The organism is Pseudarthrobacter sp. MOO14 (assembly GCF_058267675.1).
The window spans coordinates 118090-130430 of sequence record NZ_CM177849.1; the positions used below are offsets into that span (position 1 = coordinate 118090).

At 67.8% G+C, this 12341-nt stretch carries 11 protein-coding genes; 8 read left to right on the forward strand and 3 right to left on the reverse strand.

The features are described from left to right. Positions 1–18: 18 nt before the first annotated feature. On the forward strand, positions 19–2622 hold the full coding sequence (hrpB, locus tag AC4EEV_RS00530; RefSeq protein WP_491329916.1) for an ATP-dependent helicase HrpB: 2604 nt from the start codon (positions 19–21) through the stop codon (positions 2620–2622). A gap of 77 nt (positions 2623–2699) precedes the next feature. On the opposite strand, the gene AC4EEV_RS00535 is transcribed toward hrpB, so the two are convergent. Next, positions 2700–3377, reverse strand: a complete 678-nt coding sequence (locus tag AC4EEV_RS00535) for an alpha/beta hydrolase family protein (RefSeq protein WP_491329917.1) — start codon at positions 3375–3377, stop codon at positions 2700–2702. A gap of 68 nt (positions 3378–3445) precedes the next feature. On the opposite strand from AC4EEV_RS00535, the gene ligD reads away from it, so the two are divergent. Further along, entirely contained in the window at positions 3446–4483 is a 1038-nt protein-coding gene (gene ligD / locus AC4EEV_RS00540; protein ID WP_026264433.1) for a non-homologous end-joining DNA ligase, read from the forward strand. A 107-nt stretch (positions 4484–4590) separates the two neighbouring features. Here the strand turns inward: ligD and AC4EEV_RS00545 are convergent, their stop codons facing one another. After that, positions 4591–5211: an L-threonylcarbamoyladenylate synthase gene (locus AC4EEV_RS00545; RefSeq protein ID WP_133831507.1), complete on the reverse strand. Its 621-nt coding sequence runs from the start codon at positions 5209–5211 to the stop codon at positions 4591–4593. Between the two features lie 174 nt (positions 5212–5385). Between AC4EEV_RS00545 and AC4EEV_RS00550 the strand changes: the two genes are divergently transcribed. From AC4EEV_RS00550 to AC4EEV_RS00570, 5 genes are all read left to right on the forward strand, one after another. Continuing rightward, entirely contained in the window at positions 5386–5817 is a 432-nt protein-coding gene (locus AC4EEV_RS00550; protein ID WP_018761227.1) for a VOC family protein, read from the forward strand. A gap of 133 nt (positions 5818–5950) precedes the next feature. Beyond that, positions 5951–6625 carry a hypothetical protein gene (locus AC4EEV_RS00555; RefSeq protein WP_018761228.1) on the forward strand — a complete coding sequence of 225 codons (675 nt, stop codon included), beginning with the start codon at positions 5951–5953 and terminating at the stop codon, positions 6623–6625. Positions 6626–6881: 256 nt separating this feature from the next. Next, positions 6882–8147, forward strand: coding sequence for an inorganic phosphate transporter (locus AC4EEV_RS00560; RefSeq protein ID WP_018761229.1), 1266 nt, complete (start codon positions 6882–6884; stop codon positions 8145–8147). Continuing rightward, complete coding sequence (locus tag AC4EEV_RS00565) at positions 8144–8365, forward strand: hypothetical protein (RefSeq protein ID WP_018761230.1); 222 nt, start codon at positions 8144–8146, stop codon at positions 8363–8365. The genes AC4EEV_RS00560 and AC4EEV_RS00565 overlap by 4 nt, the downstream gene beginning before the upstream one ends. Before the next feature lie 61 nt (positions 8366–8426). Beyond that, positions 8427–8993, forward strand: a complete 567-nt coding sequence (locus tag AC4EEV_RS00570) for a dihydrofolate reductase family protein (protein WP_018761231.1) — start codon at positions 8427–8429, stop codon at positions 8991–8993. 1 nt (position 8994) lies between these two features. On the opposite strand, the gene AC4EEV_RS00575 is transcribed toward AC4EEV_RS00570, so the two are convergent. Continuing rightward, positions 8995–9459, reverse strand: coding sequence for a hotdog fold thioesterase (locus tag AC4EEV_RS00575; protein ID WP_018761232.1), 465 nt, complete (start codon positions 9457–9459; stop codon positions 8995–8997). A 217-nt stretch (positions 9460–9676) separates the two neighbouring features. Between AC4EEV_RS00575 and polA the strand changes: the two genes are divergently transcribed. After that, a complete protein-coding gene (polA, locus tag AC4EEV_RS00580) occupies positions 9677–12319 on the forward strand; it encodes a DNA polymerase I (RefSeq protein WP_491330921.1) in 2643 nt (880 codons plus the stop codon). Positions 12320–12341 lie beyond the last annotated feature (22 nt).

The following is a 12341-nucleotide window of genomic DNA, read 5'->3' on the forward strand; positions in this document are numbered from 1 at the left end:
TCAGGGGAGAATAGATGGATGATTCCTGCTGCAGGCCAAGCCGACGACGGCTTTGACCTCCGCGCCATTGGCGCCGGCCTTGCCTTCGCAGCCTCCGTTCCCCGGCTGCGGCAGGCACTGGAAACCGGCCCCGGGGCCGCCGCCGTGGTGCAGGCCCCGCCGGGAACCGGAAAGACCACCCTTGTCCCGCCCCTGCTGGCCAACCTTGTGGGCACCTCGGGCCGCGTCGTCGTCACCCAGCCGCGGCGCGTCGCAGCCCGCGCAGCAGCCCGGCGGCTCTCGGAACTTGTTGGCAGCCCGGCTGCCGGGCGTGTGGGCTACACGGTCCGCGGCGAACGCCGGGCAGGCCCGGACACCCGGATTGAGTTCGTCACCCCCGGCATCCTCCTGCGCCGGCTCCTGGCGGACCCGGGCCTGGACGGGACGGCCGCCGTCGTCCTGGACGAGGTGCACGAACGCGGCCTCGAAACCGACCTCCTGGTCGGGATGCTCGCCGAGGTCCGCGAGCTGCGCGGTGACCTTGCCGTCGTCGCCATGTCAGCCACCCTCGACGCACCCAGGTTCGCTGCGCTGCTGGGCACATCCGGCCGCCCGGTCCCCGTGGTGGACTGCCCGGCGGTGCATTACCCGCTCGAGGTGCAGTGGCTCCCAGCACAAGCGCCGCGCCTTGACGCCGGGGGAGTGACGCGCGCTTTCCTTGACGAAGTGGCCGCCACGGCTGCGGAGGCCCACGCCGCGGCAGACAGCTCCGTGGACGCCCTGGTCTTCGTTCCGGGAGCCCGGGAGGTCTCGCACGTGGCCGCGGCCCTGCGCGGCAGGCTGGGCAGCAGCGTGGATGTCCTGGAACTGCACGGCCGGATTGGTGCGGCCGAACAGGACAGGGCCGTGTCCGGCCGGCACCCCGGGGACGGCCCACGGATCGTCGTCTCCACGGACCTTGCCGAGTCGTCCCTGACCGTGCCCGGCGTGCGGTTGGTCATCGATTCCGGCCTGGCCCGGGAGCCCAGGCGCGATGCGGGCCGCGGAATGAGCGGGCTTGTCACCGTTTCCTGTTCCCGGGCATCCGCTGAGCAACGCGCAGGACGCGCGGCCCGGCAAGGCCCGGGCACCGTGGTCCGCTGTTACAGCCAGCAGGCCTACGGTGCCGCGCCGGCGCACGTCACGCCGGAGATCAACGTGGCGGACCTGACCAGCGCGGCGTTGACCCTGGCCCGCTGGGGCTCGCCCGGCGGGGAGGGCTTGCCCCTGCCGGACGCGCCACCCCGCCAGGCCATGGATGACGCCGTCGAGGTCCTGCGGGAGCTCGGCGCCGTAACCGACGACGGCCACGTGACGGCCGAAGGCCGGCTGCTCGCGGCCGTACCCGCCGACCCCCGGCTCGCCCGGGCGTTGCTTGAAGGTGCCGCATCCGCCGGGACCCGGCTGGCCGCCGAGGTGGTGGCTGCGCTCTCCGGGGACCACCGCGCGCCCGGGGCGGACCTGCCCCGGCTCCTGGCCCAGCTGCGGGCAGATCCCGGGCCTGCCGGCCGGCGTTGGGCCGAGGAAGCCAAACGCCTTGCGTCCCTGGCCCGCCGGCAGCCGGACCGCCATGCCCCGGTTCCCGCGGCGTTGCCCCCGGGCCGGGGCGAAGCTGTGGGCGCCGTCGTCGCCCTCGCCTATCCCGACCGCGTGGCACGCCGCGTCCCCGGCAGCGAGGGGTCGGGGCAGTACCTGTTCACGTCGGGCACCCGGGCGGGCCTCCCCGGCGGCAGTACCCTCTCAGGCAACGAATGGCTGGCCGTGGCCGACGTTTCGCGGGCCGGTGGCCGGGACGCGGCCGGAACCGGTGCCGTGATCCGCGCCGCGGCACCCTTGTCCGCCACCATGGCCGAAACTGCGGCCGCGCACCTGCTGGCTGAAACCGTGGACACGCGCTTCAGCGGAGGGCGGCTGACGGCCCGCAGGACCAAGCGGCTGGGGGCGGTCGTACTTGCCTCGACACCGGTGCGTCCCACGGCCGCCCAAGGCAGGGCCGCGGTGGCAGCCGCTTTCCAGGCGGGCGGGCTGGCAGCCCTTTCCTGGCCGGCGGCGGCGGCCTCCTTCCGGAGCCGGCTCGCCTTCCTGCACCGCCAGGCAGGGGAGCCGTGGCCCGATGTCTCGGATACGGCCCTGCTGGCCCGGCTGGAAGAGTGGCTGGGAACCGGGTTGGAAGCCCTCGCCGCGGGGGCGCCGCTGGATTCCCTCGACCTGGCCGGGGCGCTGCGCGGGCTGCTCCCGTGGCCCGAGGCCGCCAGGCTCGACGAGCTCGCTCCGGAATGGCTTGAAGTGCCCAGCGGTTCGCGGGTCCGGATCGAGTACCCGGAGCCTGGCGACGACGGCGCGGCGCCCGTGGTGGCGGTGAAACTCCAGGAATGCTTCGGGCTGGCTGAATCACCCCGGCTTGCCGGCGGACGGGTGCCGGTGCTCTTCCACCTGCTGTCCCCGGCACGCCGCCCCCTGGCCGTCACGGACGACCTGACCTCTTTCTGGTCCGGCCCGTATGCCCAGGTGCGTACCGAAATGCGCGGCCGCTACCCCAAGCACCCCTGGCCGGAGGATCCGTGGTCAGCCCCGGCGAGCGCACGCGCCAAGCCACGCACATAGGGCCGTTAGGGGGCGGCGGGCAGCACCCGCGGCCTGCCCGTGAGGTATCAGATGAACGGGCGACGCTGCCAGGCGCCCTAAGCGTGCGCGGCGATGAACCGGGCCACTGGAAGCGCCAGCGACGCACCCACCTCATCGGCGGGGCGCTTGTTTCCCGCCACGGCAAAGGAGTGGTCACCGCCCTCCACCCACTCCAGGACCGCATTGGAGCCGATCCGGGCCACGACGTCTGTCAAAATGTGGGGCGTGGCAAACGTGTCGCGCGTTCCCTGCAGGAACAGCATCGGCACCGTGATCCCGTACAGGTGCCCGTCCCGGAGTTTCTCCGGTTTGCCGGGGGCATGCAGCGGGTAGCCCAGGTACACCAGGCCCTGGGCGGCCATGCCGTCGGCAACGGCCATGGATGCCATCCTGCCGCCGAATGACTTGCCCGCCGCCCAGACGGGGCCGCTGTCGCCGTTGGCCTTCGCCTGGGCGCGGGCTGTGTCCATAGCGGCCCGCCAGGCGGCGATGGCAGCCGGAGGGCGGTCGGGGAACTTCCGCCCTGCCTCCCGGTACGGAAAATTGAAGCGCAGGGTGGCCAGGCCCAGGCCGTTAAGGGCGTCCGTGAATCCGCGCAGGAACGGGTGGTCCATCCCGGCTCCTGCGCCGTGCGCCACCACCACTGTTGCGGTGGGTTGGTGCGGGCGCGCGTAGATGGCCGAAAACGTGGCGTCACCTGCAGCGATGACGAGCTGATGGTCGGGGTGGGGCATGGATCCATCATGCCCGAGGGCGGCCGCATATGCCGGTGTCTGCCGGCGGCCGGGTGTACGTTGTCCCCATGGCGAGCGAACAGACCACCATCACCGTCCAAGGTCCCAACGGCGAGCGCGAAATGCGCATCTCCAGCCCCAGCCGCGTCCTCTGGCCGGACCTGGGCCTGACCAAGTTGGACCTCGCCAGGTATATCTGCGACGTGGGGGAGGCCTTCATTGCCGCCAACGGGGACCGGCCCGTGTCCCTCCAGCGGTACTCGGACAACATCGAAGGCGAGATGTTCTTCTCAAAGAACCCGCCAAAGGGCACGCCGGACTTCGTCAGGTCCGTCAAGGTGGTGTACCCCAGCGCCAGGTCCCATCCCCAACTGGTCCTTGACGAACCGGCAGCTGCCGTCTGGGCCGTCCAGATGAACACCGTGGTCTTCCACCCCTGGCCGTCCCGGGCGGAAAACACCGACAATCCGGACCAACTCCGCATCGACCTCGACCCGCAGCCCGGGACAGATTTCGGCGACGCCGTCCCCGCTGCCCTGGTGCTCAAGGACGTCCTTGCGGAGGCAGGGCTCACCGGCTTCGTCAAGACCTCCGGAAACCGCGGCCTGCACGTCTACGCTCCCATCGAGCCAAACCGCGAGTTCCTTGATGTCCGGCACGCCGTCATCGCCGCCGCCCGGGAGGTGGAGCGCCGGATCCCGGACAAGGTGACCACGGCCTGGTGGAAGGAAGAACGCGGCCGCCGGGTGTTCCTCGACTACAACCAGGCCAACCGGGACCGTACCATCGCCGGCGCCTACAGCCCGCGGGCCCTCCCGCACGCCCCCGTGTCCTGCCCCCTCACCTGGGCGGAACTGGAAAAAGCGGATCCAAAGAACTTCACCATCCTGACGGTGCCGGAACGCTTGAAGACGGTGGGAGATCCCTGGGCTGACTTCAGCGCCAAGCCCGGCACCATCGACACGCTCCTGGAATGGTGGGACCGGGACTGCAAGGACGGACTCGGGGAGATGCCCTTCCCGCCGGACTACCCCAAGATGCCGGGCGAACCGCCCAGGGTGCAGCCCAGCCGGGCAAGAAAGCCGGCCGACGCCAACAACGACTGACCCGGGCCCGACACGACGGGCACGTTGGCCCTGTGGCGCCGCCGTCGTCGTCGGACAGTACGACGACGGCGCCGCCACAGTGCCACGCCAACGCAGGTGCGGCGAGGCTATTCGAAGCGGGACGGGTCGCCCATGCCGCGCCGGACCACCTCGGCCACCCCGCTGGAGAAGTCGACCACAGTGGTGGGCTCGGCGCCGCAGTCTCCGGCGTCGATCACCGCATCCACCTGGTGGTCCAGCCGCTCCTTGATTTCCCAGCCGACGGTCAGCGGTTCGTCCTCATCCGGCAGCAGGAGCGTGCTCGAGAGCAGGGGCTCACCAAGTTCGGCGAGCAATGCCTGGACCACCCGGTTGTCCGGAATGCGCACCCCCACCGTTTTCTTCTTCGGGTGGAGCAGCCGCTTCGGAACCTCCTTGGTGGCAGGAAGGATGAACGTGTAGCTGCCCGGAGTGACGGCCTTGATGCTGCGGAAGACATCGTTCCCAATGTTCACGAACTGGCCCAGCTGGGCGAAATCCCGGCACACGAGGGTGAAATGGTGCTTGTCATCCAGGTGGCGGATGCTTCGGATCCGGTCCAAGGCATCCTTGTTGCCCATCTGGGCTCCCAAGGCATAGCAGGAGTCCGTGGGGTAGGCGATCAGTCCGCCGTCGCGAATGATTTTGACTGCCTGCGCAATGGCGCGCGGCTGGGGGTCGTGCGGATGAACATCAAAGAATCTGGCCATCACCCGAGCCTACGTTCCCTGGGCCGCACCGCACCATCACCCGGGGCACGTTGAGGCTGCCTTTTCGACCGCTCAAACACGGGATGAACAGAGGAGGCATCCCCTACCGGGCCGGCGCCGGATCGGGCAGGATGGTTTCTGCACCCGTTCCGGCCATGTTAAGGAGACCCCGCTATGCCCACCATCCTCAACCCCTACCTGAGCTTCCGGGACAACGCCCGTGAGGCAATGAACTTCTACCAGTCTGTCTTTGGCGGCGAACTGACACTGAGCACGTTCGCCGACTTCCAGGCCAGCGACGATCCTGCCGAAGCCGAGAAGATCATGCACGGCATGCTCACCACCACCCAAGGCCTGGTGCTCATGGGTGCCGACACCCCGAACAGTATGGAATACCACCCGGGTTCATCGATCTCGGTGTCCCTGAGCGGGGACGACGAAGGGGAGCTCCGGGGCTACTTCGAGAAGCTCAGCGGTGAGGGCGGCGCGGTCACGGTCCCCATGGAAAAAGCGCCGTGGGGCGACGTTTTCGGCATGTGCGTGGACCGTTTCGGAGTGTCCTGGCTGGTCAACGTCAACGGCGCGCAAGCCACGCAGGCTCCCTGACCGCAACCTGCCCGGGCCTACGTGGCGGGGACGGCCGGCCACTGCAGTTCCTGCCGCGACCCGGACGAATCCACCCTGCCCACTCCTTGAGGCGGGCCCGCCGTGCTGCGAGGATGGAGGGGTGAGTCCCCTCATGGAATTTCTTTCCGACAAATGGTGGCTGGTTTTCCCGCTGATGGCTTTCGCCGGCCGCTGGGCCGGCGGCTGGCGGCGTGCCGCCGAACGGCGCCACCGGCGCCGGGTTGAACTGTACAACCTGAAGAACCAGGCACGTGAAGTCGAGAGCGCCTCCCTGGCAGAGGTGCAGGCGCTGATGGATGCCCATGACACCACCAACAAACGGTGGCTCGAGTACGAACTCGATGTCGGCAAGCTCATCGACTTTCCGCTGATGACCGACGTCCGTGAGCCGCTCACGGTCGCCTTCCTGCGAGCCAAACGGGAAGCAGACGGCAAGCGGCCGGCATCTGCCGCGGACCTGACTTCCGTGACCGGACTTGAGTCGTACCGGCAGGCAGTCAACAACTTTGCGGTGGCGCTCGACGTCGCGGAACGAGAAGCAAAGCGGATCAGGGACAGCAGGTTCAGCGGTCCCGAGCGCGAACGGCTTGCCACGGCACGGAAACTTCTGATGATCGCGGAAAACCAGGCCGCCACGCCCGCTGAACGCCAGGCCGCTTACAAACGGGCCCGCCGCGAACTGGACGGCCTGATTGTCCTGCCCGATGTAACCGTCGCCGCGATCGAAGAGAAGATCGCGCCGGAACTGGATGCGCCGCCCCGTTCCGCGCAGTTCCACCAGGGCTGAAGCCGCGCGACAGGAGACAGCCCCGGTCCCCGCCGCGATGGCGTGGAAACGAGGCGGACCAACGCCGGCGGACACCCGTTGGCGGCGCCCGCCACTGTTTTGTCCTCATGCCGGGGACGCGTACGATCGATAAGGTTTCCCGCCGGTCCCGGCCCCCACCGCAAGTCATTCCACGCAAACAGCTGGTGAACTATGCTGTGCAAGGCAGCCTGGTAGGAGAAACTGCTGAACGTCGACTCTGCAGATTGGGCAACAGGTGGATATCACCTTCATGGTGGCGCTGGTCATCGCACTGGCACTATTTTTCGACTTCACGAACGGGTTCCACGACACCGCGAACGCCATGGCCACACCCATCGCAACGGGCGCCATCAAGCCACGGACAGCGGTGGCCCTGGCGGCCGTCCTGAACCTTGTGGGCGCTTTCCTGTCCACCGAAGTGGCCAAGACGGTGTCGGGTGGAATCATCCGCGAAGGATCCGGTGGCGTGCAGATTACCCCGGAGATTATCTTCGCCGGCCTGATGGGGGCCGTCCTGTGGAACATGGTCACCTGGCTCAAGGGGCTGCCCTCCAGCTCATCGCACGCACTCTTCGGCGGCCTGATTGGTGCCGCCGTTGTCGGTGCAGGGTTCAGTTCCGTCAACTTCGAGAGCCTGCTCCAGAAGGTCATCCTTCCCGCTGTCTTCGCCCCGGTTATCGCCGGGCTCGCGGCCTACGTCTGCACCCGGCTTGCTTATGCGCTCACCGCCCGCCACGATCCCGAGACCGGCAGCAAGCTCACCCAGAAGCGCGGCGGTTTCCGCACCGGCCAGATTTTCACCTCCAGCCTGGTAGCCCTCGCCCACGGCACCAATGATGCCCAGAAAACCATGGGCATCATCACCCTGGTGTTGATCGCCGCGGGCAGCCAGGCTCCCGGTTCGGGCCCGCAACTCTGGGTGATCACAGCTTGCGCCCTGGCCATTGCGATCGGTACCTACGCCGGCGGCTGGCGCATTATCCGCACCATGGGCTCCGGCCTGACGGAGGTCAAGCCCGCGCAGGGCTTCGCGGCCGAGACCAGCACCGCCTCCGCGATCCTCGCCTCCTCCCATCTTGGCTTCGCCCTCTCCACCACCCAGGTGGCGTCCGGCTCGGTCATCGGCTCCGGAATGGGACGCCGCGGTACCACCGTCCGCTGGAACATGGTGGGCAAGATCGCACTCGGCTGGCTCTTCACCTTGCCGGCAGCGGGAATTGTCGGTGCCCTGACTGCCCTGCTGGTCAAGACCGGCGCGGTGGGCGTGCTGATTGCTGCCGTGGCCGGCAGCGGCGCGGTGCTGTTCATGTTCTTCTACTCGCGCAAGTCTTCCGTGGGCCACCAAAATGCGGTCGAGGTCGAGGAAGCCGGCCAGGCGGTCCGCTTCGCCAAGAAAAAGGCCATGGCCCGCGCCCGGGCCAAAGCGAAGGAACAGGCCAAGGAACAGGCCAAAGCTGACAATGGCGCTGCTGCCAACACCCCGAAGGAGAATCAGCGATGAAGTGGTTGGAACTCCTGACCGTCGCAGGCACCACGCTCATTTCCGCCGCACTGGTGGTTACGCTCTACTCGCTCGGCGTCAGGTTTACGGCAATCGCCGCCGACGCCCAGCAACCCTCCCCGGGGATCAAGCGCTCGGTGGCCTATCTGTGCTTCTCCCTGTGTGGCGTGGCCGTGCTCTTCGGGCTGTACCTGATCATCCCCTACTTCACTAAGTAGCGGGTTCCTCCAACTGGACCCGACCATGGGCAGCACGGCCGGGGTTGGCTAGGCTGGGCCCATGCCGCGCATCCAGTACTTCGTAGCCGCCTCCCTGGACGGATTCATCGCCACCTCAACGGACGACCTCGGCTGGCTCCTGCAGTTCGACGGATTCGAGGGCGGGGCGGAAAGCTACGACGCGTTCATGGCCGGGGTGGGGTGCATCGTCATGGGCGGGGAGACGTACGCCTGGCTGCAGGAGCACGACGCCGGCACGTGGCCCTACGCGGGCACTCCGACGTACGTCTTCACGCACCATGAGTACGCGGTCGCCGAAGGGGCCGACGTCACCTTCGTCCGCGGCGACGTAGCCGAATTCATAACTGACTTCCGGAAATCCGCGCAGGGCCGGAACATCTGGGTGGTGGGCGGCGGCAACCTGGCCGCCCAGTTTGCCGACGCCGGGCTGCTGGATGAGATCATCCTCTCCCTGATTCCCGTGGTGCTGGGGGAGGGAAAGCGGCTGCTGCCGCTGAAGGGGCCGACGGCCCCGCTCGAACTGGCCGCCTCCCGCACCCTCGGCAGGGGGATCGTTGAATTGCGCTACCTGCTGGCCGCGCAAACAACACCGCCCGGCGCTGCCTGATTCAGCCGGCGTTGTCCCGGAGCATGTTCGTGATCCGGGCAGATGACAGCCGCCGCCCCCGGGCGTCGGTCATGACCACCTCATGGGTGGTGAGCGTGCGGCCCAAATGGATCGCGGTGCACGTACCCGTAACCAGCCCCTGCGCAATCGAACGGTGATGGGTGGCGTTGACCTCGATGCCGACGGCGTGCCTTCCCGGACCCGCGTGCATTCCGGCGGCGAACGAACCGAGGGTTTCCGCCAGCACCACGTGGGCGCCGCCGTGGAGGATTCCCGCGACCTGCGTGTTGCCCTCCACCGGCATGGTGGCGACTGTCCGTTCCGGGCTCATCTCCAGGAAATGGATCCCCATTTTGACCACCAGTGCGCCGACGCCAAACGCGCCCAGCCAGCCGTGCATATGGTCGGGGATTCCGGCCGCTGCCAGCTCTTCGGCGAAGGGGCCCGGCGTGAAATTGTCTGTCATGGCAACTAGGCTGGCACCTGTGAGTGAAACAACCAAACCGGCCCCTTTCCCGTCCCAGGTCCTGGAGGAAGAGCCCTCGGCGCAGCCTGCTTCCACCCCCCAGGACCCGGGAGCCAGTGACGCTTCCCCTGCTGCCGGCGGGTCGGTTTCCGCTACCGTTGCCCCCGTTGTCCCCATCACCGGCCAGCCGCGCCTCCTGGTGCTTGACGGGCACTCCATGGCTTTCCGGGCGTTCTTCGCCCTTCCTGCGGACAAGTTCTCCACCGCCAACGGCCAGCACACCAACGCCATCCACGGGTTTACGTCCATGCTGATCAACCTGATCAAGGAACAGCAGCCCACGCACATCGCCGTCGCTTTCGACGTCTCGGACGAATCCACGCACCGCAAGGCCGAGTACAGCGAGTACAAGGGCGGCCGCAACGAGACGCCCCGCGAGATGAGCGGGCAGATCGACCTCATCGGGCAGGTGATGGAAGCCTGGGGGATCAAGACCATCAAGATGCCCGGTTACGAGGCCGACGACATCCTCGCGACCCTTGCCGCCATGGGCGAAAAGGCCGGCTTCGAGGTCCTCCTCGTTTCCGGCGACCGGGACGCCTTCCAGCTGATCACGGACAACGTCTTCGTCCTCTATCCCAAGAAGGGCGTCAGCGACATTCCCCGGATGGACGCCGCGGCCATCGAGGCCAAGTACTTCGTGAGCCCGTCCCGGTACTCCGACCTCGCCGCCCTGGTGGGCGAGACGGCGGATAACCTGCCCGGCGTGCCCGGTGTCGGGCCCAAGACGGCAGCCAAGTGGATCAACCTCTACGGCGGCCTCGAAGGGGTGCTGGAAAACATCGACTCCATCGGCGGCAAGGTAGGTGACGCCCTGCGCGGGAATGTGGACGCCGTCAAGCGCAACCGCAGGCTGAACCAGCTCCACACCGACCTCGACCTGCCGGTCACGCTCGACGACCTCTACCAGCCGCGGCCCGACCAGGCCGTCCTTGAGGACCTTTTCGACCAGCTCGAATTCAAGGCCATCCGCGGCCGCCTCTTCGCCCTCTACGGCGACGCCGACACCCCGGCAGCGGAACGGGACAGTATCGACACCCCGGAGTACAGCACTCCCGCGGATGCCTCTGAACTTGCCGCCTTCCTGGCTGCGGGAGCGGGCCACCGCTCGGCCCTCGCCGTCGACCTCGTGCCCGGACGGATCGGCGAGGACGCCGCGGCGCTGGCGATCGTCCGTGGTGACGCCGCCGTCTACATCGACCTCGCCGGCCAGGACGCGGAGACAGAGAATGTCCTGGCCGGGTGGCTCCGGGACCCGGAGGCGGCCAAGGTGATACACGGCTTCAAAGCCGCGCTGAAGGCACTCTCCGCCCGTGGCCTCAAGCTGGAGGGCGTGGTGGACGACACCTCCATTTCCGGCTACCTGATCGAGCCGGACCGGCGCACCTACGAGCTCGCCGAACTGGCCCAGCACCACCTCAACGTGGGAATCCCCGCTGCCACGGCCAAGGCCGGGCAATTGGAGCTGTCGTTCGACGGCGAGGACACCGCCGCCGCCGATGCCCTGGTCCAGGCCGGCGCCGTCGTCCTCGCCCTCAGCCGCTTCTTCGAGGATGAACTCAAGGAGCGCAAGGCCGAAGACCTGCTGTCCACCCTTGAGCTGCCGGTGGGCCGCGTCCTCGCGGACATGGAACTCGCCGGCATCGCGATCGACATGGACAAAATGGACGAACAGCTCGCCGATTTGGCGCGGGTGATCGACCAGGCCCAGGAACAGGCGTTTGCCGCCATCGGGCACGAGGTCAACCTGGGCTCGCCCAAGCAACTCCAGACGGTACTGTTCGACGAACTGCAGCTGCCCAAAACCAAGAAGATCAAGTCCGGTTACACCACGGACGCGGCATCGCTGAAGAACCTCCTGGAAAAAACCGGGCACGAGTTCCTGGTCCAGCTCATGGCCCACCGCGAGGCCGCCAAGCTGCGCCAAATGCTCGAGTCGCTGAAGAAATCGGTGGCAGAGGACGGCCGCATCCACACCACCTACGCCCAGAACGTCGCGGCAACCGGCCGCATCTCCTCGAACAACCCCAACCTGCAGAACATCCCCATCCGCAGCGAGGAAGGCCGCCGCGTGCGCGGCATCTTCGTGGTCAGCGACGGCTACGAATGCCTGCTTTCCGCGGACTACTCGCAGATCGAAATGCGCATCATGGCGCACCTGTCCGGCGACGAAGGGCTGATCCAGGCCTACAAGGACGGCGAGGACCTGCACCGCTTCGTCGGCTCGAACATCTTCCACGTGCCCACGGACCAGGTCACCAGCGCCATGCGCTCCAAGGTCAAGGCCATGTCCTACGGGCTGGCCTACGGGCTGACCTCCTTCGGCCTGTCCAAGCAGCTGGAGATCTCCGTCGACGAGGCCCGTACCCTGATGAAGGACTACTTCGACCGCTTCGGCGCCGTCCGCGACTACCTGCGGGGCGTGGTGGACCAGGCCCGGGTGGATGGTTACACGGCCACCATCGAAGGCCGCCGCCGCTACCTCCCCGATCTCACCAGCACGGACCGCCAGCTGCGCGAAAACGCCGAACGCATTGCCCTGAACAGCCCCATCCAAGGCTCCGCCGCGGACATCATCAAGCGCGCCATGCTCGGTGTTCATGACGAGCTCAAGGCCCAGGGGCTGAAGTCCAGGATGCTGCTCCAGGTCCATGACGAACTTGTCCTCGAGGTGGCGGCGGGGGAGCGGGCCGCCGTGGAAAAGCTGGTCACCGAGCAGATGGCAGCCGCCGCCGACCTCAGCGTGCCCCTGGAAGTGCAGATCGGCGTCGGCCCCAGCTGGTACGACGCCGGCCACTAGGCTTCCTGCCGGTCCAGCAGAC